The 18,570-nt window shown below is 67.2% G+C and carries 19 protein-coding genes; 9 read left to right on the plus strand and 10 right to left on the minus strand.

Annotation, left to right across the window (positions count from 1 at the left end; genetic code table 11):
• The first annotated feature begins 21 nt into the window (after nucleotides 1-21).
• A complete protein-coding gene (locus BC102111_RS13375) occupies nucleotides 22-1,455 on the plus strand; it encodes an AI-2E family transporter (protein ID WP_101624580.1) in 1,434 nt (477 codons plus the stop codon).
• 222 nt (nucleotides 1,456-1,677) lie between these two features.
• On the opposite strand, the gene greA is transcribed toward BC102111_RS13375, so the two are convergent.
• Both greA and BC102111_RS13385 read right to left on the minus strand, forming a co-directional pair.
• Entirely contained in the window at nucleotides 1,678-2,172 is a 495-nt protein-coding gene (greA, locus tag BC102111_RS13380) for a transcription elongation factor GreA (RefSeq protein ID WP_009374884.1), read from the minus strand.
• Between the two features lie 326 nt (nucleotides 2,173-2,498).
• Complete coding sequence (locus BC102111_RS13385; protein ID WP_095375727.1) at nucleotides 2,499-2,921, minus strand: DUF4307 domain-containing protein; 423 nt, start codon at nucleotides 2,919-2,921, stop codon at nucleotides 2,499-2,501.
• A 125-nt stretch (nucleotides 2,922-3,046) separates the two neighbouring features.
• Between BC102111_RS13385 and mca the strand changes: the two genes are divergently transcribed.
• On the plus strand, nucleotides 3,047-4,030 hold the full coding sequence (mca, locus tag BC102111_RS13390; RefSeq protein ID WP_095375728.1) for a mycothiol conjugate amidase Mca: 984 nt from the start codon (nucleotides 3,047-3,049) through the stop codon (nucleotides 4,028-4,030).
• Nucleotides 4,027-4,452 carry a hypothetical protein gene (locus BC102111_RS13395; protein WP_101624581.1) on the plus strand — a complete coding sequence of 142 codons (426 nt, stop codon included), beginning with the start codon at nucleotides 4,027-4,029 and terminating at the stop codon, nucleotides 4,450-4,452. The genes mca and BC102111_RS13395 overlap by 4 nt, the downstream gene beginning before the upstream one ends.
• Nucleotides 4,453-4,559: 107 nt before the next feature.
• Here the strand turns inward: BC102111_RS13395 and trhA are convergent, their stop codons facing one another.
• Nucleotides 4,560-5,321 carry a PAQR family membrane homeostasis protein TrhA gene (gene trhA / locus BC102111_RS13400; RefSeq protein WP_009374888.1) on the minus strand — a complete coding sequence of 254 codons (762 nt, stop codon included), beginning with the start codon at nucleotides 5,319-5,321 and terminating at the stop codon, nucleotides 4,560-4,562.
• A gap of 163 nt (nucleotides 5,322-5,484) precedes the next feature.
• On the opposite strand from trhA, the gene BC102111_RS13405 reads away from it, so the two are divergent.
• Nucleotides 5,485-6,246 carry an isoprenyl transferase gene (locus BC102111_RS13405; RefSeq protein ID WP_009374889.1) on the plus strand — a complete coding sequence of 254 codons (762 nt, stop codon included), beginning with the start codon at nucleotides 5,485-5,487 and terminating at the stop codon, nucleotides 6,244-6,246.
• A gap of 73 nt (nucleotides 6,247-6,319) precedes the next feature.
• On the opposite strand, the gene BC102111_RS13410 is transcribed toward BC102111_RS13405, so the two are convergent.
• Nucleotides 6,320-7,048 carry a class I SAM-dependent methyltransferase gene (locus BC102111_RS13410; RefSeq protein WP_101624582.1) on the minus strand — a complete coding sequence of 243 codons (729 nt, stop codon included), beginning with the start codon at nucleotides 7,046-7,048 and terminating at the stop codon, nucleotides 6,320-6,322.
• A 201-nt stretch (nucleotides 7,049-7,249) separates the two neighbouring features.
• On the opposite strand from BC102111_RS13410, the gene phoH2 reads away from it, so the two are divergent.
• Nucleotides 7,250-8,557 (plus strand): RNA 5'-3' helicase PhoH2, encoded by a 1,308-nt coding sequence (phoH2, locus tag BC102111_RS13415; protein WP_063249410.1) that lies wholly within the window; start codon nucleotides 7,250-7,252, stop codon nucleotides 8,555-8,557.
• Nucleotides 8,558-8,754: 197 nt separating this feature from the next.
• Here phoH2 and BC102111_RS13420 read toward each other — a convergent pair whose 3' ends face one another.
• The 3 genes from BC102111_RS13420 to glpX all read right to left on the minus strand — a co-directional run bounded on the left by BC102111_RS13420 (nucleotide 8,755) and on the right by glpX (nucleotide 12,026).
• On the minus strand, nucleotides 8,755-10,158 hold the full coding sequence (locus tag BC102111_RS13420) for a class II fumarate hydratase (RefSeq protein ID WP_095375731.1): 1,404 nt from the start codon (nucleotides 10,156-10,158) through the stop codon (nucleotides 8,755-8,757).
• A 75-nt stretch (nucleotides 10,159-10,233) separates the two neighbouring features.
• Nucleotides 10,234-10,860: a carbonic anhydrase gene (locus BC102111_RS13425; protein WP_095375732.1), complete on the minus strand. Its 627-nt coding sequence runs from the start codon at nucleotides 10,858-10,860 to the stop codon at nucleotides 10,234-10,236.
• A gap of 41 nt (nucleotides 10,861-10,901) precedes the next feature.
• The gene (gene glpX / locus BC102111_RS13430; protein ID WP_063249405.1) at nucleotides 10,902-12,026 is read right to left on the minus strand and encodes a class II fructose-bisphosphatase; all 1,125 of its coding nucleotides are present in this window, start codon (nucleotides 12,024-12,026) and stop codon (nucleotides 10,902-10,904) included.
• A gap of 201 nt (nucleotides 12,027-12,227) precedes the next feature.
• Here glpX and BC102111_RS13435 point away from each other — a divergent pair, with 201 nt between their 5' ends.
• Nucleotides 12,228-12,797, plus strand: coding sequence for a DUF4245 domain-containing protein (locus tag BC102111_RS13435; RefSeq protein ID WP_063249404.1), 570 nt, complete (start codon nucleotides 12,228-12,230; stop codon nucleotides 12,795-12,797).
• A 7-nt stretch (nucleotides 12,798-12,804) separates the two neighbouring features.
• Here the strand turns inward: BC102111_RS13435 and BC102111_RS13440 are convergent, their stop codons facing one another.
• Nucleotides 12,805-13,041 (minus strand): exodeoxyribonuclease VII small subunit, encoded by a 237-nt coding sequence (locus tag BC102111_RS13440; protein ID WP_063249403.1) that lies wholly within the window; start codon nucleotides 13,039-13,041, stop codon nucleotides 12,805-12,807.
• Between the two features lie 2 nt (nucleotides 13,042-13,043).
• The gene (gene xseA, locus BC102111_RS13445; protein WP_101624583.1) at nucleotides 13,044-14,345 is read right to left on the minus strand and encodes an exodeoxyribonuclease VII large subunit; all 1,302 of its coding nucleotides are present in this window, start codon (nucleotides 14,343-14,345) and stop codon (nucleotides 13,044-13,046) included.
• Between the two features lie 154 nt (nucleotides 14,346-14,499).
• Here xseA and BC102111_RS13450 point away from each other — a divergent pair, with 154 nt between their 5' ends.
• Nucleotides 14,500-15,558, plus strand: coding sequence for a 4-hydroxy-3-methylbut-2-enyl diphosphate reductase (locus BC102111_RS13450; RefSeq protein WP_063249401.1), 1,059 nt, complete (start codon nucleotides 14,500-14,502; stop codon nucleotides 15,556-15,558).
• Between the two features lie 102 nt (nucleotides 15,559-15,660).
• Here the strand turns inward: BC102111_RS13450 and BC102111_RS13455 are convergent, their stop codons facing one another.
• Complete coding sequence (locus BC102111_RS13455) at nucleotides 15,661-16,833, minus strand: DNA recombination protein RmuC (protein WP_063249399.1); 1,173 nt, start codon at nucleotides 16,831-16,833, stop codon at nucleotides 15,661-15,663.
• A gap of 73 nt (nucleotides 16,834-16,906) precedes the next feature.
• Here BC102111_RS13455 and ychF point away from each other — a divergent pair, with 73 nt between their 5' ends.
• Nucleotides 16,907-18,010 carry a redox-regulated ATPase YchF gene (gene ychF / locus BC102111_RS13460; protein ID WP_101624584.1) on the plus strand — a complete coding sequence of 368 codons (1,104 nt, stop codon included), beginning with the start codon at nucleotides 16,907-16,909 and terminating at the stop codon, nucleotides 18,008-18,010.
• Between the two features lie 299 nt (nucleotides 18,011-18,309).
• Nucleotides 18,310-18,525 (plus strand): hypothetical protein, encoded by a 216-nt coding sequence (locus BC102111_RS18045; RefSeq protein ID WP_223289847.1) that lies wholly within the window; start codon nucleotides 18,310-18,312, stop codon nucleotides 18,523-18,525.
• Nucleotides 18,526-18,570 lie beyond the last annotated feature (45 nt).

The following is an 18,570-nucleotide window of genomic DNA, read 5'->3' on the forward strand; positions in this document are numbered from 1 at the left end:
GAGACCAACTATTGTTGGAGCATGTCAGAGAACGAGAACACGCCATCACAGTACCGGCTGCGCGGCGCCTGGACGTCGAAGCGACGGGGCGAGAGCGCAGGCCGACCCGACCGCGATGAAGGCCACGCGGGAGAGATCAGCCCCGAGGCGATCGCCCATTCCCGCGTCGAGGCCGGATCCGAGCCCTACGTCTCCCCGGGACTGCGCGTCGCCGCAGCCTGGTCGTGGCGTTCGATCGTCGTCCTCATCGGGATCGGCGTCGGATTCTGGCTGCTCTCGAAGGTCTGGCATGTCCTCCTGCCCGTCCTCATCGCCCTTCTCCTCGCCGCCCTCCTCGGCCCGCTGACCGGATGGTTCGTGAAGAAGGGGATGCCGCGGGTGCTCGCGACGATCATCGCCTTCTTCGGGTTCATCATCCTCGTCGCCGGGCTCTTCACCCTCGTCGGCCAGCAGATCTACTCGGGGATGCCCGACCTCGTCACGCAGGTCATGGCCGGCTTCTCGAGCATCAGCGACTGGCTCTCGCAGAACCCGTTCGGCATCGACTCGCGGACGATCTCGGGCTACATCAACGACGGCATCGAATCGGCGACGCAGTTCCTCCAGTCCAACAGCTCGGAGCTGCTCGGCGGTGCGCTGCAGGCGACCTCCTCGGTCGGATCCTTCCTCGCCGGCCTGCTCCTGTGCCTGTTCACGACGTTCTTCTTCCTCTACGACGGCAAGCGGATCTTCCGCTGGGTGATGAACCTCCTCCCGCTGCCCGCCCAGCCCGTGGCGATCGGCGCCGCTCAGCGCGGTTGGACGACGCTCACGCAGTACGTGCGGGTGCAGATCCTCGTCGCCGGCGTCGACGCGATCGGCATCGGCATCGGTGCGGCGATCCTCGGGATCCCGCTGGTCCTCCCGCTCACCCTGCTCGTCTTCCTCTCCTCGTTCATCCCGATCGTCGGTGCGATCGCCTCGGGTGTCGTCGCCGTCGTCGTCGCGCTCGTCTCCAACGGACCGGTCGCCGCGATCATCATGCTCGCCGTCGTCATCGGCGTCCAGCAGCTCGAAGGCCACGTCCTCCAGCCGTTTCTCATGGGCAAGGCCGTCTCCGTCCACCCGCTCGCCGTCGTCCTCGCCGTCGCGGCCGGCGGCTTCCTCTTCGGCATCGTCGGTGCGCTCTTCGCGGTTCCGGCGATCGCGGTGCTCAACACGGTCGTCACCTACATCGTCCACGCGAACGGCCCTCGCGGCGGATCCGCGCCGCCGGAGGCCACGGAGGCGGACACGGAGGCGGGAGCGGTCCTCGACGAAGCGGAGGACAGGCTCGCCGAGGCGATCCACGACTCCGCGCAGGAGCGCGGTTCCGCGTCGGGCCCCGGAGAGAGCGCCGCTGACAGTGACCCCTCAGGTGGCGCGGTCGATGGCGGCCGCGATTCGGGCGACCAGCCGCGCCCGCGGCGGTCCTGACCGACCTCGACGAGGCAACCGCTCGGTTCTGATCCGTGCGCGCTGGATCGGACCAGCGCGTGCGGTCTCAGACCGAGCGGGTGTCGTTCAGTTCTGCGGGCAGGAACAGAGACCGCGCACTGCGACCACTGCGCGCAGAGAGAAGACCGGAGGGCGGGTGCAGTGTGCACCCGCCCTCCGGTCTGTGTGCGTCGGGGTCGGCCCCCGACTGCTGAGGTCGACTCAGCCCGAGAACGCCTCGATCTTCGTCACCTCGACGGCGATCTCCTTGCCGTTGGGAGCTTCGTAGCTCGTCTTGTCCCCGACGGAGGTGCCGAGCACGGCGGCGCCGAGCGGCGACTTCTCCGAGAACACGTCGATGTCGGAGTCGCCGGCGATCTCACGGCTGCCGAGCAGGAAGCGCATCTCGTTGCCCGCGACCTTCGCCGTGACGACGGATCCGGGGGAGACGGTCTTGCCGTCGCTCTCGCTCGATCCGACCTTCGCCGAGCGCAGGAGCTGTTCGAGCTGGCGGATGCGAACCTCCTGCTTGCCCTGCTCCTCGCGTGCCGCGTGGTAGCCGCCGTTCTCCTTCAAGTCACCCTCGTCGCGGGCGGCTTCGATTTTCTCAGCAATCTCTGCACGTCCCGGTCCGGAGAGGTGTTCAAGTTCCTTCGACAGGCGGTCGAAGGCTTCCTGGGTCAACCATGTCTCTTCCTGGGTGACATCCTCGGTCATGACTTCTCCTTCTTCGGTTCGGTGCACTGACGGCATGTCAGGCAACGAAAAACCGGGCGGGGGGTACGCCCGGGTGGTGAATGAAACTACATTCTAACCCATCTGGGCAGGATTTCGATGATCTGGGTCACGATTCGGACAGCGGTTCGCTGTTCTGCACACACCTGTCGCCGTCTGGGAGGACGCGCGCCGTCCGCGCCAGGGGCTCGAAAAGGCACCTTGCGCGGACGCGGCAGTCGGTCGGGTGCCGAGCAGGCAAGCGGACTTGCATTCTGCCGGGGTGTGCCTCGGGCGGGGTGTGCCTCACGCAGGTGAGGGCGCCCGCCTCACTCGAACCAGCAGGCGTCGGCGTGCCCCGAGGCGGCGAGTTGTGTGGTCGCGACCTCGACGGTGAGTCCCTGGGCCGAAGTGGGGTCGGCCTGTGGGTCGGCGGGGAGGCTGACCTCCGTGAAGCCGACGATCGCCTCGTTGCTGTTGGTGGCCTGGACGATGCAGTGGACGCTGCGCTCACGGTCGGGGTAGATCCCCACGCTCACCGTCGTGCTCGCCGAGTCGTTGACCGTGTAGCCGAGCGTCTTGGGGTCGGTCGGAGTCGTCGACGGCTGGAACGCGAAGATGCCGATGACGACGACGGTGACGGCGATGACGGCTGCGGCGAGGTAAGTCGCCCTGCGGCTGAGGCGGCGTCGCGGGGTGCGGGCGCGCCCGTATCGGTCGCCCTGCGGTTCTGCGGCTGTAACCTCAGTCATTGAATTCCTCATCTGTCGCCTTCGCGCACTAATCTAGAGTAGTCGATCCGTGTGCGGCGATCCTGCTCAGGCACGGACAGAGTGAGGAACGGCTCACAGCCGAACCGAGAGGGGACCATCGAGACATGTCTGCGCTTCCATACGATGGGCTGCGACTGCTGGCCGTCCACGCGCACCCTGACGACGAGTCGTCGAAGGGCGCGGCCACGAGTGCGAAGTACGCTGACCTCGGCGCGCGGGTCCTCATCGCCACGATGACCGGCGGCGAAGCCGGAGACATCCTCAACCCGGCTCTCCTCCAGTCTCCGAAGGCCTCCCGGGACATCGCCGGCCTCCGCCGTGAGGAGATGGCTGCGGCGGCCTCGGCGCTCGGGGCCGAGCACGTCTGGGTCGGTCACGTCGACTCGGGTCTGCCGGAAGGCGACTTCGACGAGGAGATCCCCGCCGGATGCTTCTACCGGGTGCCGACCGAGATCGCGATGCTCCCACTCGTCCACATCATCCGCCAGTTCCGTCCGCAGGTCGTGACCACCTACGACGAACTCGGCGGTTACCCTCACCCCGATCACATCAAGAACCACGCCGTGACCATGGCAGCCGTCGCCGCAGCCGCCGATCCCGACGCGCATCCCGAACTCGGCGCCCCGTGGTCGGTGCAGAAGGTCTACTACAACCAGGATCTGTCGGCGAAGAAGTGGATCACGATCCACGAGAAGATGCTCGAGGCCGGCCTCGAGTCTCCGTTCGCCGAGCACATCGACGACTTCCGCAAGCGCGCCGCCGAACGCCCCAACTGGCTCTCGACCCGCATCGACTGCCGCGGGTACTTCGACGCCCGCGATCGCGCGCTCCTCTCGCATGCGACGCAGATCGATCCCGAAGGCGGGTTCTTCTCCGCGTCCCGGCAGGCGGCGCGCACGTACTGGCCGACCGAGGAGTTCGAACTCGCGGTCGACGACACCGACCGTGAGCCGCTGAGACCGGGGGAGGACTTCCAAGAGTCCGATCTCTTCGCCGGCGTCCGCTTCGACGACGGTCGCCAGGTTCCCGCCGAGGGGATGCTGCCGTCCGCCTCGGACGCCGACGACCGTGAGGAGGAGAGCGCATGAGCCTCTCTGCCGTATCCGTGACGACCCTGCCGGCCCCCCTCTCGGTCCTCGCCGCGACGGAGACGCCGAGCGGGGGACCTGATCCCGACCTCGTCACCCCGGGAACGATCGGCTTCCTCACGACGTTCGCGATCGTCGTCGTGGCGATCTTCCTCATCCGCGACGCGCTCAAGCGGGTGCGGCGGGTGCGTGCGCGCTCGCGCGCCAGCGACGCCTACCCGATTCCGCTGCGCAAGTACGCCGTGCCCAACCAGTCGACGCTCTCCGGGGCTAACGCGCCGGAGGCCGTGCGCGATGACGAGCCGGGCACGGCTGTCGATGATGGGCGATCGCCCGCCGAGGTGGCCGACCGTGACAGCGCCGACGATGGTGAGAGGCCGGCGGGGGAGACCCCACGTCCTGAGGGCACCGACCGCAGCTGAGTCCGCCGAAGCCCCGAGCGAGTGAGCTCGGCGGCGCTCTCAGAGCCGCAGCCGGGACAGTCCGCTTCGTCTCGTCTCAGGTCGCGCCCTGTCCGGGGTGCGCCGTCTCAGTACGCGGCGACCGCCGCGACGAGCAGGGCCGCGAGATGGCAGCCGTAGCCGGCGATCGTGAGGATGTGGAAGATCTCGTGGAAGCCGAGCCATTTCGGTGACGGGTTCGGCCGTTTGATGCCGTAGATGACGGCTCCGGCGATGTAGCAGACTCCGCCGGCGACGACGAGGATGCCGACCGCGGGCAGAGTCGCCCAGATCTGCGGGATGTAGCCGACTCCGGCGATGCCGAAGCCGACGTAGATGGGGACGAAGAGCCACCTCGGCGCGGTGGTGAAGATCGTCCGGAACGCCACCCCGAGGGCGGCGGCACCCCAGAGGACGGACAGGAGCACGATCGCCTGCTGCGTGTCGAGCATGAGCACGGCCAGCGGAGTGTACGTGCCCGCGGTGATGAGGAAGATGTTCGCGTGGTCGAGACGGCGGAGGATGAGGCGAGCCTTGGTCCGCCAGCGGCCGCGGTGGTAGACCGCCGAGGTGCCGAAGAGGAGCATGCCGGTGACCGCGAAGATCGAGGCTGCCAGCCGCGATTCGATCGTCGGGGAGATGATGACGAGGGCGAAGCCGCCGATCATCGCCAGCGGGAACGCACCGGCATGGAACCATCCCCGCAGCTTGGGTTTGACCTGGCCGGCGAGCTTGCCGAGCTCGCTGCGCAGCGCCGAGCGGCGGCGGGCGACGCGGAGGGGATAGCGGGGCTCCCGCGGCGGATTCGCAGGCTGATCGAGCGCGGGCGGGTCCGTGACGGGAGCATTCATGACCCCAATCTATCCGGGTCTCCTGGCAGCCGGGCCAACGGCTCATGTGGTGGTCATGTGCGTTCCGTGTCCGCGCCTTCGCGGCAGCCGCAGGTCAGCGCGCTCGGGGATAGTACTCTGTATGGTGTTCGACCGACCGGCGAGGAATGGGAATGAGGACGTCGTGGCACGACCGGTGAGCCTGCTCTACCGTCTCTACGAGCGGAGACTGCTGCGCGAGCTCGAGACCTCGGTGCCCGTCCCCAGGCATGTCGGTGTCATCACCGACGGCAACCGGCGGTGGGCGAAGGAGTTCGGAGCGACCACCGCCGACGGGCACCGTGCGGGAGCGGACAAGATCGTCGAGTTCCTCGGCTGGTGCCAGGAGGTCGACGTCGAGATCGTCACCCTCTATGTCCTCTCGAAGGAGAACCTCGCCCGCTCCGCCGACGAGGTCGCCGTGCTCATCGAGATCATCTCCGACATGGTCGAGCGGATCGCGAAGCTCGACGGCGTGTGGGTCCAGCTCGTCGGGGACCTCGAGATCCTCCCACCCGACCTGCGGCAGCGCCTGGAAGCGGCGAGCTGTTCGGGGGAGGGCGGAATGCGCGTCAACGTCGCCGTCGGCTACGGGGGGCGACAGGAGATCGTCAACGCGGTCAAATCGCTGCTGCGCACCCGGCAGGACGAGGGCACGGACCTCGAGACGATCATCGCCGAACTCTCACCAGAGCAGATCGGCGCCCACCTCTACACGAAGGGCCAGCCGGATCCCGACCTCATCATCCGCTCCTCAGGCGAGCAGCGACTCTCCGGGTTCCTCATGTGGCAGTCGGCGTACTCGGAGTTCTACTTCTGCGAAACGTACTGGCCCGACTTCCGACGCACGGACTTCCTCCGGGCAGTGCGCGACTACGGCCTGCGCCAGCGCCGTTTCGGACGGTAGCCGCGCATTCTCGCGAGGCGGTGGATCCGCGCTGCGTCTGTGAGTCCGATGCTCATGCGCGGCGGTGGGATCGTCACAGTCTCTCGGCGAGGAAGACCCATTCCCGCCCGATCCGGTCCGGTGCGTCCCTGATCTCGCGTACGGCGAAGCCCGCCTTCTCCAGCGCCGAGGCGATCTCCGCCTTCCCGCGGAACCGCAGTCGGGAGCGGGATCCGATGGTGTCGCCGGTGGCGGCGAAGCGGTAGAGGTGGGTGAAGGAGACGAAGGGCAGGTCGACCTGTCCGAGGACGAAGGTCTCGGTGACCTCGCCGATGCCGTCGACCTCCAGGGTCTTCGGCTGCCGGTTCGACCAGTCCGTCCACGGCTTCACCTCGGGAATCCGGGACTCGAAGGCGAGGTGGCCGCCCCGTCGCAGCCCGCGGGCGCAGTCGGCGAACACGCCGCGCAGCTCGTCGAGCTCGAGAAAGACCTGGGCGACGTTGCCCGTCATCGTCACGAGGTCGGCGTCGATCGCGGGGATGTCGGCCGAGGTGCCCGGCCGGAAGTCGACGGACAGGGACTCCTTCGCGGCGGCCGCCTCGGCGAGGTCGATCGAGGCCTGGGCAGGATCGATCCCGACTACTCGGATCCCGGTCCGGGCCAGCCTGCGGGCGAAGACCCCGGTTCCGCACCCGAGGTCGATGACCGTGCCGGCACCGAGTTCCGCGGCGATCGCCTCATAAAGGTCGAGGTCGTCACGGGGGCCGTCGAAGGCATCGTAGACCGCGACGAGCTGGGGGTTGTCGAAGATCGCATCCGGCATAACGCGAAGCTAACACACGCGGTCACGTTCGGACCGCGGCCATTCATGCGAAGTTCACGACGCGACTTGCCCGAATGCGCGTGCCGCTGCGTGCTCACGGTGTGATCGGGGATAGGTTGGCAGTAGTTGGTCGACACCAACCCGGGGTCCGGGTGATGTCAGGACTCGGACCTTGGCGCTACGTACGCCACAGGGGTCCCCATGGCCGAAAAGGTCCACACATACGTCCTCGACACCTCGGTGCTTCTCTCGGATCCGGGAGCACTGCTGAGATTCGCCGAGCACAACATCGTCATCCCTCTCGTCGTGGTCTCCGAGCTGGAGGCCAAACGGCACCATCCTGAGCTCGGCTTCACCGCCCGCAAGGCACTGCACATCCTCGACGATTTCCGATCCGACTTCGACCGCCTCGACGAACCGATCCCCGTCGGCGAGTCAGGGGGCACGCTGCGGGTCGAACTCAACCACGTCGACGCGTCGACGATGCCCGTCGGGTTCGACCGGTCGGAGAACGACACCCGCATCCTCGCCGTCGCCCGCAACCTCGCGGCCGAGGGCCACGACGTCGTCGTCGTGACGAAGGACGTGCCGATGCGCGTCAAGGCCTCGGCGCTCGGCCTCCAGGCCGAGGAGTACCTCGCCGAGCTCGCGACTGATTCGGGGTTCACGGGGATGAGCGAACTCGCGCTCGGGGACGAGGAGATGTCGGAGTTCTACGACTCCGGGCGGATCACCACCGATGCCGTCGCCGACGAGGTCGTCAACACCGGGGTCGTCATCACCTCGCCGCGCGGGTCGGCCCTCGGGCGGGTGCGGGCGAACAACCAGGTCACGCTCGTGCGGGGGGATCGCGACATCTTCGGAGTCCACGGTCGCTCGGCCGAACAGCGCGTCGCCATCGACATGCTCCTCGACGACGATCTCGGCATCGTCTCGCTGGGAGGTCGAGCCGGAACGGGGAAGTCCGCGCTCGCTCTCATGGCGGGACTGCAGAAGGTCCTCGAGGAGAACAAGCACTCGAAGATCATGGTCTTCCGCCCGCTCTACGCCGTCGGCGGCCAGAACCTCGGCTACCTGCCCGGCAGCGAGGGCGAGAAGATGAACCCGTGGGCGGAGGCGGTGTTCGACACGCTCAGCGCGCTCGTGAGCAAGAACGTCATCGACGAAGTGACCAACCGCGGCCTCCTCGAGGTGCTGCCGCTCACGCACATCCGCGGCCGCTCCCTCCACGATGCCTTCGTCATCGTCGACGAGGCGCAGTCGCTCGAGCGCAACGTCCTGCTCACGGTGCTCTCGCGCATCGGCATGAACTCGAAGGTCGTCCTCACCCACGACGTCGCCCAGCGCGACAACCTCCGCGTGGGACGCCACGACGGGATCGCCGCGGTGATCGAGAAGCTCAAGGGCCACGACCTCTTCTCGCATGTGACCCTGACCCGCTCGGAGCGCTCGGAGATCGCGGCGCTGGTCACCGACGTGCTCGAGGAGTTCGACCCCTTCCGGTCGTAAGGCCCGGCGGCCCCAGGGCTGGGCGGTCCTGGGGCCAGCCGGCCCAGCCCACTCCAGACGCAGAAAGTGGTCACAGAACCGAGGAGATCTCGCCGAAACGGGCGAAATCCCTCGGTTCTGTGACCACATCTGTATGCGCCGACGCCGCAGAGGCGGAGGAGCCCCGCCGAGGCGGAGGGAGCTCCCGGGCGCGGGTCCTACTTGTAGGAGCCGATCATCGTCGTGACGTCGAGGGCCTTGTCGAGGTCGGCCTCGGTGATCGAGCCGTTCTCGACGAAGCCGAGGTCGATCGTCGCCTCCTTGACCGTCATCTTGTTTGCGACCGCGTGCTTGGCGATCTTCGCCGCCGCTTCGTAGCCGATGACCTTGTTCAGAGGCGTGACGATTGAGGGGCTCGCCTCGGCGAGGAAGCGGGCGCGCTCGACGTTCGCGGTGAGTCCGTCGATCATCTTCTCTGCCATCACCGTCGAGGCGTTGGCGAGCAGGCGGATCGACTCGAGGAGGTTCGAGGCCATGACGGGGATGCCGACGTTGAGTTCGAACGCGCCGTTCGTCGACGACAGCGCGACCGTGGTGTCGTTGCCGATGACCTGGGCTGCGACCTGGATCGTCGCCTCGCAGATGACCGGGTTGACCTTGCCGGGCATGATCGAGGAGCCGGGCTGGAGGTCGGGGATGGCGATCTCGCCGAGGCCGGTGTTCGGTCCCGACCCCATCCACCGCAGGTCGTTGCAGATCTTCATGTAGCCGTAGGCGATCGTCCGCAGCTGGCCCGAGGCCTCGATGAGGCCGTCGCGGTTGGCCTGCGCCTCGAAGTGGTTGCGGGCCTCGGTGATCGGCAGGCCGGTCTCCTCGGCGAGGAGTTCGACGACGCGGGCGGAGAAGCCGTCAGGGGTGTTGATGCCCGTGCCGACGGCGGTGCCGCCCTGCGGAACCTCGGCGACGCGGGGGAGTGCCGACTCGATGCGCTCGATGCCGTAGCGGACCTGCGCGGCGTATCCGCCGAACTCCTGGCCGAGTGTGACCGGAGTGGCGTCCATGAGGTGCGTGCGACCGGACTTGACGACCGAGGCGAACTCCTCGGCCTTCTTCTCCAGCGAGGTCGCCAGGGTGCCCATGGCCGGAATGAGCGTGTCCACGAGTGCCTTCGTCACCGCGACGTGGACCGAGGTGGGGAAGACGTCGTTCGACGACTGCGAGGCGTTGACGTGGTCGTTGGGGTGGACGCTGATGCCCTTGTCGGCGAGGGCCTTCGTCGCGAGCGAGGCGAGGACCTCGTTGGTGTTCATGTTCGACGAGGTGCCCGACCCGGTCTGGAAGACGTCGATCGGGAAGTCGGCATCGTACTTGCCGGCGATGACCTCGTCGGCGGCGTTCTGGATCGCTTCGGCACGGTCGGCGTCGAGGACGCCGAGTTCGAGGTTGGCCTTCGCCGCGGCCTTCTTCACCTGCGCGAGGGCGTGAATGTGGGCCGGTTCGAGGGTCTTGCCGGAGATCGGGAAGTTCTCGACGGCACGCTGCGTCTGCGCGCTGTAGAGGGCGTCCTTGGGGACCTTCACCTCTCCCATCGTGTCGTGTTCGATGCGAAACTCTTCGCTCATGCGTTGAACAGTCCTTTCGGTGATGAGTGTGCCCGCGTCTTCCGGCGAGTCCTCCCGCCGGATGCGCGGAACGGGTCAGGAGGCAAAAGGCGAGACCGCGGCCTCGTCGCCTCCGTACTGGGCGACGACGGTCGTATGACCGTCGTGGAGCTGGTAGGTCATGCCGACGATGATGAGTCGGCCCTCCTCGACGGCGCGGGAGATCAGCGTCGAGAGCTGCATGATCTTCTCCACCGTGTCGATGGTGTTCTGGACGACGGTCTCGTTGACGGTGGTGCGGTTGTTCTTCCTGGCACGGGCGACCGTGGGCAGGATGCGGGCGACGACGTCGGAGATGAACCCGGGCGGGGTGTCGCCGGTGTCATAGGCGTTGTAGGCCGCCGTGACCGCACCGCAGCTGTCGTGGCCGAGGACGACGAGCAGAGGGGTGCCGAGGACCTCGACACCGTACTCGAGCGAACCCAGGGTGACGGGGTCGACGACCTGTCCGGCGTTGCGGACGACGAACATGTCGCCGAGGCCGACGTCGAAGATCATCTCGGCGGCGACGCGGGAGTCGGCGCAGCCGAAGAGGGAGACGAACGGAGTCTGGTCGGCACTGACCGCCTCACGGCGGGCAGTGTCCTGGTTGGGGTGTTGGGGCTCATCGCTTACGAAGCGGCGATTGCCCTCCTGCAAGCGCTTCCAAGCCTGGTTGGGCATTGCGTCCTGACCTGCTTCCGGTGGTGGATGGGGCGTCGTGCTCAGACGAGTCCGCGGCGGGCCGCCTCTTCGGCGGCCTCGACGTAGGAGTGGGTCTTCGCGGCCTGGTGCTCGGCGAAGACCGAACGGACCGTGCCGGACTTCGAGCGCATGACCAGCGAATGCGTGGTCACGTGCCCGCCCTGGAACTTCACGCCGTTGAGCAGGTCGCCCTGCGTGATGCCGGTGGCGACGAAGTAGCAGTTGTCGCCGGTGACGAGGTCGTCGGTGCCGAGCACCTGGTCGACGTCGAGTCCGGCCTTGGCCGCGGCGTCGCGTTCGCTGTCGTCCTGGGGCCACAGCCGGCCCTGGATGACTCCGCCGAGCGCCTTGATCGCACAGGCGGTGATGATGCCCTCGGGGGTACCGCCGATGCCCATGAGCATGTCGACCCCGGTGTCGGGGCGGCAGGCGGCGATCGCGCCGGCGACGTCGCCGTCGGTGATGAGGCGGATGCGGGCTCCGGCGGCGCGGATCGCGGCGATCGTCTCCTCGTGGCGGGGGCGGTCGAGGATCATCACGGTCACCGAGGCGGGATCCTTCGTTCCCTTGGCCTTGGCGACGCGGCGGATGTTCTCGGCGATCGGCAGGCGCAGGTCGACGGCGTCGGCGGCATCGGGGCCGGTGACGAGCTTCTCCATGTAGAACACGGCGGACGGATCGTACATTGCGCCGTCTTCGGTGACGGCCATGACGGAGATTGCGTTGGGCATGCCGAGGGCGGTGAGGCGGGTGCCGTCGATGGGGTCGACGGCGACGTCGCAGCGGGCGCCGCCGCCGTCGCCGACCTGTTCGCCGTTGAAGAGCATCGGCGCTTCGTCCTTCTCGCCTTCGCCGATGACGACGGTGCCGGCCATGCGGACAGAGGAGATGACATTGCGCATCGCGGCCACGGCTGCGCCGTCGGCGGCGTTCTTGTCACCGCGACCGACCCAGGGGGCGGCGGCGATGGCTGCGGCTTCGGTGACGCGCACGAGTTCGAGGGCGAGGTTGCGGTCCGGTGCGCCGGCTCCCACCTGGGCCTGCTGGGACCATTCGTCGGTCACTGCGACCGGTGGCGCATCGGCGTCCACTCGGCCCCGGTCATGATGCGATTTCACGTCAACTGCGTCCTGGGAGTCACTCATGCCTCCAATTGTGCCACCCTCTCTGACGCCGGAGGGACAGCGGAGCGGGTGAGCGGAACTGCAGGAGCAGGCGCTCCTGCTGTGATCGTGGGCACGGGAGTTGTGTGCGGATTGGCTCACGGGCGCTCGCGCGGGGACAATGGGGGAGTGAATGTCCGCAGCATCGACGAAGCGGCGCCAGCCGCTGTCAAGGGAGTTTCCATGTCCGACCAGTCCGGAGTCGTCCTTCCCGGGTCCCGGGAGGAGATGCGCCTGCTGCGGAAGAAGTCGAACTGGGTGAACATGACCGTGGCGATCGCGGCGTGCATGGCCCTCGTCGTCGTCGTCCTTCTCATGGCGCCGCAGCCGGAAGTCGATTCCGAGCGGGTCGTCGACTACAAGGCGATCGCCGAGCAGTCACAGGAGAACAGCGACTTCGATCTCATCGTCCCCGACGTCCCCACGGGGTGGACGTCGAACGAGGCGAACCTCGATGCGATCAAGGGCTCGGACTCGTCGTCCTGGTACCTCTCGTTCCTTGGCCCCGACGACCAGTGGGTGAGCCTCGAGCAGGCTCGTGCCTCGGAGAAGTGGGCTGAAGGCAAGGTCGAGGGCGCCACGGCCGCAGAGACAGTCGAGGTCAGCGGCAGCACCTTCCAGGTCTATCGCACGGAGGATGCCAAGGAGTACTGGGTGACGTCGCAGGGCGACATGTTCGTCGTCCTCAAGGCCATCGCCGCACCGGACACGATCAACTCCTTCGCCGACCAGGTCGCCGCTCAGCTCGGTTGAGCCGACCTCAGTCCTCGTCGCCTGCGTCCTCGCGAGCCTTCTCGAGTCGTTCGCGAGCCCCGTCGAGCCAGGCCTGGCACCGATCGGCGAGTGATTCGCCGCGCTCCCACAGTCGCAGGGACTCCTCGAGAGGGAGGTTGCCCGCTTCCAGCCTGCGCACGGTGGCCACGAGCTCTTCACGGGCCTGTTCGTAGCTGAGCGTGCTGATGTCGGCTTCGTCCTGTCCGGTCACCGGTTCGGTCATGGTCAGTTCCTCGTTTCTTCGGTCTGGTCGTCGATCTTCGTCACGTCGGCATCGAAGCGTCCGCGGGCGACACGGACGTGGATGGGGGAGCCGACCTCGACCTCGGCGGCGTCGCGCACGGCGGTGCCGTTCGCCGTCTGGACGACGGCATACCCGCGTTCGAGAGTGCGCAGCGGCGAGAGCGACCGCGCCTGCGAGCGGAGGTGGGTGATCTCGTTCTGCGCATTGCCCACGAGGCCGATCGTCGCCTGGAGGCTGCGGCGGCGGATGACGCGGAGTTCGTCCTCGCGGGCGTCGACCATCGTCTGCGGTTCGGCGAGCACCGGCCGTGAGCGCACCGCGGTGAGCATCTCCTGCTCGCGGTCGACGATGCGGTTGACGGCGGCGTCGAGGAGGGCTCGGGCGTTGAGGATGCCGAGTGCCTCCTCGGCGACATCGGGGACGATGCGCTTCGCGGCATCGGTCGGTGTCGAGGCCCTCAGGTCGGCGACTTCGTCGAGGATCGGTCGGTCGGCCTCGTGCCCGATCGCGGAGACGACCGGGGTCGTAGCGTTCGAGACGGCGCGGACGAGTGCTTCGTTCGAGAACGGCAGGAGATCCTCCATGCTGCCGCCGCCGCGGGCGATGACGATGACGTCGACCTCCGGGTCGGCGTCGAGTTCGGCGAGGTTCTTCATCACCCCGGGCACCGCATCGGGGCCCTGGACGGCGGTGTTGCGGATCTCGAACTCAGCGGCGGGCCAGCGGATGTGGACGTTGCGGACGACGTCCTTCTGCGCATCGGAGTCCCGGCCGGTGATGAGCCCGATCCGGTTGGGCAGGAACGGCAGGCGCTTCTTCCTGGCCGGGTCGAAGAGGCCCTCGGCGGCGAGCTGCTTCTTCAGCCTCTCGAGCCGGGCGAGGAGTTCACCGAGGCCGACGGCGCGGATGTGGTTGGCCCGCATCGTCAGACGTCCGGTCTTCGTCCAGAAGTCCGCCTTGAGATTTGCGACGACGTGGCTGCCCTCGGACAGTTCGGCACCCGTGCGGTCGAGGACGTTCTTCCAGATCTGGACGGGCAGGGACATCTCGACGTCGGTGTCGCGCAGGGTGAGGTAGCTCGCCTTGCCGCGATGGTTGAGTTCGACGACCTGGCCCTCGACCCACACGCTCGACATCCGGTCGATGTAGGTCTTCATCTTGTTCGAGAGCAGGCTGAGCGGCCACGGATTCTCCGCCGTGGTCTCGGCGGCGGTGGCCGGCAGCTCCTGCGGGTCGACCGACTCGCCGAGCGTCCCGGGTGTTCCCGATATGCGTTGCGCCATCACTTCTCCTTGTCCCGGCCCAGCCTAGCGAACGGTGCGGACATGAGGGGACTGCCCGCCTGTGCGTGTGGCCTGCGTGTGGAATGGTTCACCTTTGTGGCCGACGTTCAGACAGGAGACCTAGACTGGGACCGTGACTGCCGTATCTGTTCCCATGCCCACGATCCCGCGCAAGCGCATCGCCCCGGAGGACATCCGGACGCCTGCCGGCAGCGACCAGAAGGTGCTGCTCGCCGCTCCGCGCGGGTACTGCGCCGGAGTCGACCGCGCTGTCATCGCGGTTGAGCGAGCCCTCGAGCACTACGGCGCACCCGTCTACGTGCGCAAGGAGATCGTCCACAACCGCCATGTCGTCGAGACGCTGTCCGAGCGCGGTGCCGTGTTCGTCAACGAGACCGACGAGGTGCCCAAGGGTGCCCGTGTCGTGTTCTCCGCCCATGGCGTCTCCCCAGCTGTCCACGCCGAGGCGGCCGCCCGTGATCTTGCGACGATCGACGCGACCTGTCCGCTGGTGACGAAGGTCCACCGGGAGGCCGTGCGCTTCGCCCGTGACGGGTACCAGATCCTCCTCGTCGGCCATGCCGGCCACGAAGAGGTCGAGGGCACGATGGGCGAGGCTCCCGAGCACATCACGCTCATCCAGAACCCTGAGGAAGCGAAGACCGTCGAGGTCGAGAACACGGACAAGCTCGTATGGATCTCGCAGACGACGCTGAGCGTCGACGAGACGATGGCGACCGTCGACATCCTCCGGCAGCGCTTCCCCCAGCTCCAGGATCCGCCGAGCGATGACATCTGCTACGCGACCCAGAACCGTCAGGTCGCGGTGAAGAAGATCGCTCCGCAGGCCGACCTCGTCCTCGTCGTCGGTTCCGCGAACTCCTCGAACTCCGTGCGTCTCGTCGAGGTCGCCCTCGAACACGGGGCGAAGGCCGCTCACCGCATCGACTTCGCCCGCGAGGTCGACGAGACCTGGTTCCACGACGTCGCCACCGTCGGCGTCACCTCGGGTGCGAGCGTGCCCGACGGGCTCGTGCAGGATCTGCTCGGGCTTCTCGCCGACTACGGCTTCGCCTCGGTCGAGGAAGTCGTCACCGCGGAGGAAGACCTCATGTTCTCCCTGCCGCGTGAGCTGCGCAAGGACCTCAAAGCGGCCGGTCAGAAGACGTCGAACAAGCGCGACGGCGCCGATCGTCAGCACGACATCATCTGAGACCCCGACCGGGGCAGTGCACCCGGTCGCTTGTCTGGAACTCCTCCGGGCTCGTTCGGACTCCAGGGTCCGGGCTGATCTGTGACGACCCGGACATCGTCGTCATTCCGTGCCGGTATGCCGCCTCCTCAGAGCAGTCGGATCCTGGTCGCCGAAGCGCGGCCGTGAGAGCTCTTCGGCACTGATCCCGCGGCTGCGGGAATCCAGTTCGGCAACGGCGCTCAGCTCGTCGCTGACGATTCCGGTCGCTGGGAATTTGCGCGCGGTGACGAGGAATCGCGATTCGAACGACGAGACGAACCGGTTGTAGTCCTCGACCGAGCGATCGAGACTCGATCCCATCTTCGACAGGTGCGAGACAAGGGTGCCGACCCGTTCGTAGAGTTCGGTGCCGAGTTTGAGCACCTCCGCGGCCGAGGTGCTCATGTCCGCCTGTCGCCAGTTGAGGGCGACGGTCTTGAGGAGGACGAGGAGGGTAGCCGGGGAGGCGAGGACGACGTTCTTGCCGAGCGCATGGTCGATCATCTTCGGGTACGTCGCCGCCGCGGCGGAGAGCAGCCCGTCGGTGGGGACGAAACAGACGACGAAGTCCGGCGCGGAATCGAAGGCCCTCCAATACTCCTTGGACGCGAGCGAGTCAATATGGCGGAGCAGGGCGCGGGCATGGCTGCCGTCGGCGTCGGCCTCGGCGTCCTCTCCGATGCGCGCCGAGAGCGGCGTCTTCGCGTCGATGACGATCGTGCCCCCGCCGGGCAGATGGACGATCATGTCCGGTCGGTGGCGCTGACCGTCGCGCTGGGTGCTCACCTGGGTGTCGAAGTCGACGTGGGGGAGGAGGCCTGAGTATTCGACGATGCGACGCAGCTGCACCTCGCCCCAGTCGCCTCGCTGCGTCGTCGAGTTGAGCGCGGTGGCCAGCGAGCCGGTCGACTCCTGAAGGCGGAGGTTCTGCTGGCTCAGGTGGGAGATCTGCGCGTTGAGGCGGGTGATCTGCTCGAGCTGCGCCCGGTCCTGCGTCTGCACGCTCTCATGGAGGTGCCTCACGCTGGCTGCGAGCGGGCCGATGGCGGCGGTGAGCTCACCGGCCATCTGGGCATCGGCTTCGAGGTCCTCGGTCCGATTCGTCAGGATCTGCGAGGTCGTCTCGGCCCTCGTGAGCCGTTCGACATAGCGGGCTCGGGTGAGGGCACGGCCGAGGAGGAAGCCGAGCGCGGCTGCGAGGACGATTGCCAGGAAGAAGGCGGCGGTGACGCCGGCGGCAGGGATTGCGTTCATGGGTTCAGCGTGACAGACGGCACGGACACGGGAATTCGGGGACCGCCTCGGTGCCGGGATAGACTTGGCTACCGTGGCACTGACAATCGGAATCGTGGGACTGCCCAATGTCGGCAAGTCGACCATGTTTAATGCACTGACCAAGAACCAGGTCCTCGCGGCGAACTACCCGTTCGCGACGATCGAGCCGAATGTGGGCGTCGTCCCTCTGCCGGATGCGCGGCTGACCCGTCTGGCGGAGATCTTCGGCTCGGAGCGGATCCTCAACGCCACCGTCGACTTCGTCGACATCGCCGGCATCGTCCGCGGTGCCTCGGAGGGGGAGGGTCTGGGCAACCAGTTCCTCGCAAACATCCGTGAGGCGGATGCGATCTGCCAGGTCATCCGTGGTTTCGTCGATGACGACGTCGTCCACGTCGACGGCAAGATCAGCCCTGCCGATGACATCGACACGATCAACACCGAGCTCATCCTCGCCGATCTGCAGACTCTGGAGAAGGCGCGTCCGCGCATCGAGAAGGACGTCAAGGGCAAGCGCGCCCCTGCCGAGCTGCTCACCGCGATGGACGCCGCGACCGAGATCCTCGAGGCCGGGCGGACGCTCTACCAGGCGATGCAGGCGGACAAATTCGATGTCACTCCGTTGCGGGAGCTGCAGCTGATGACGACGAAGCCGTTCCTCTATGTCTTCAACGTCGACGACGAGGTGCTCGGCGATGAGGCGAAGAAGGAGGAGATGCGCGCGCTCGTCGCTCCGGTCGAGGCGATCTTCCTCGATGCGAAGTTCGAATCCGAGCTTGCCGAGCTCGATGAGGACGAGGCACGCGAGATGCTCGAATCGACCGGCCAGGAGGAGAGCGGCCTCGATCAGCTCGCTCGCGTCGGCTTCGACACGCTCGGCCTGCAGACCTACCTGACCGCGGGGCCGAAGGAATCGCGGGCGTGGACAATTCCGAAGGGTGCCACCGCCCCCGAGGCGGCCGGAGTCATCCACACCGACTTCCAGAAGGGCTTCATCAAGGCCGAGGTCGTGTCCTTCGATGATCTCGACGCCAACGGATCGATGGCTGCCGCGAAGTCGGCCGGCAAGGTCCGGATGGAGGGCAAGGATTACGTCATGGTCGACGGGGATGTCGTGGAGTTCCGTAGCGGACTAACCTCTGGGGGTAAGAAGTAGTGGACGTGCTGCCTGACCTTTCGAGTCTCGGGTGAGGGACCTGCTCCAGTTGGAGGCGGGCGTCATCTCCGAACTACGACGTCGCAGCTTGGTGCGCACCAACAACAAGCCGCTGGGCGACATCGCGGAGCAGGTGGTTTTGGCTGCACGCGGTGGTGTCCTCGAACCCAACTCCAACGAAGTCGCACGATGTTACCGATCAGCGGGGTCGCAGGCTCCAGGTCAAAGCCATGGGTGGCCGTGCCGTCGGGCGCTCGGGGAAGTTCAGCCCCTTTCGGAGTTTCGACTTCGATGCCGCTGTGTTCCTGATCTTCGCGGCTGGGAAGTTCGAACTGACGCTTGCACGGGAGGTCCCTGCGGATGCTGTCGAGGCTTTCGCTCGCTACAGCCCTCACACCAACGGTCGTCAGCCCACGCTCCGGCAGGTAGAGGATCTGGGAGTTGATGTGACAGATGAGATGCGGGCAGCGTATGAGGCACTGGATGTGGGCGCATTGAAGGTCCGTAGCATCTGATGCGAAGAAGTAGACCAGGGAGGTCATTGGTGCGGGCGAGGAAGG

This window comes from Brevibacterium casei CIP 102111, assembly GCF_900169275.1.
GTDB lineage: Bacteria > Actinomycetota > Actinomycetes > Actinomycetales > Brevibacteriaceae > Brevibacterium > Brevibacterium casei.

Coding starts and splice junctions, on each gene's coding strand:
- BC102111_RS13375 (WP_101624580.1), top strand. CDS start 22: ATGTCAGAGAACGAGAACACGCCATCACAGTACCGGCTGCGCGGCGCC.
- greA (WP_009374884.1), bottom strand. CDS start 2,172: ATGACCGAGGATGTCACCCAGGAAGAGACATGGTTGACCCAGGAAGCC.
- BC102111_RS13385 (WP_095375727.1), bottom strand. CDS start 2,921: ATGACTGAGGTTACAGCCGCAGAACCGCAGGGCGACCGATACGGGCGC.
- mca (WP_095375728.1), top strand. CDS start 3,047: ATGTCTGCGCTTCCATACGATGGGCTGCGACTGCTGGCCGTCCACGCG.
- BC102111_RS13395 (WP_101624581.1), top strand. CDS start 4,027: ATGAGCCTCTCTGCCGTATCCGTGACGACCCTGCCGGCCCCCCTCTCG.
- trhA (WP_009374888.1), bottom strand. CDS start 5,321: ATGAATGCTCCCGTCACGGACCCGCCCGCGCTCGATCAGCCTGCGAAT.
- BC102111_RS13410 (WP_101624582.1), bottom strand. CDS start 7,048: ATGCCGGATGCGATCTTCGACAACCCCCAGCTCGTCGCGGTCTACGAT.
- phoH2 (WP_063249410.1), top strand. CDS start 7,250: ATGGCCGAAAAGGTCCACACATACGTCCTCGACACCTCGGTGCTTCTC.
- BC102111_RS13420 (WP_095375731.1), bottom strand. CDS start 10,158: ATGAGCGAAGAGTTTCGCATCGAACACGACACGATGGGAGAGGTGAAG.
- BC102111_RS13425 (WP_095375732.1), bottom strand. CDS start 10,860: ATGCCCAACCAGGCTTGGAAGCGCTTGCAGGAGGGCAATCGCCGCTTC.
- glpX (WP_063249405.1), bottom strand. CDS start 12,026: ATGAGTGACTCCCAGGACGCAGTTGACGTGAAATCGCATCATGACCGG.
- BC102111_RS13435 (WP_063249404.1), top strand. CDS start 12,228: ATGTCCGACCAGTCCGGAGTCGTCCTTCCCGGGTCCCGGGAGGAGATG.
- BC102111_RS13440 (WP_063249403.1), bottom strand. CDS start 13,041: ATGACCGAACCGGTGACCGGACAGGACGAAGCCGACATCAGCACGCTC.
- xseA (WP_101624583.1), bottom strand. CDS start 14,345: ATGGCGCAACGCATATCGGGAACACCCGGGACGCTCGGCGAGTCGGTC.
- BC102111_RS13450 (WP_063249401.1), top strand. CDS start 14,500: ATGCCCACGATCCCGCGCAAGCGCATCGCCCCGGAGGACATCCGGACG.
- BC102111_RS13455 (WP_063249399.1), bottom strand. CDS start 16,833: ATGAACGCAATCCCTGCCGCCGGCGTCACCGCCGCCTTCTTCCTGGCA.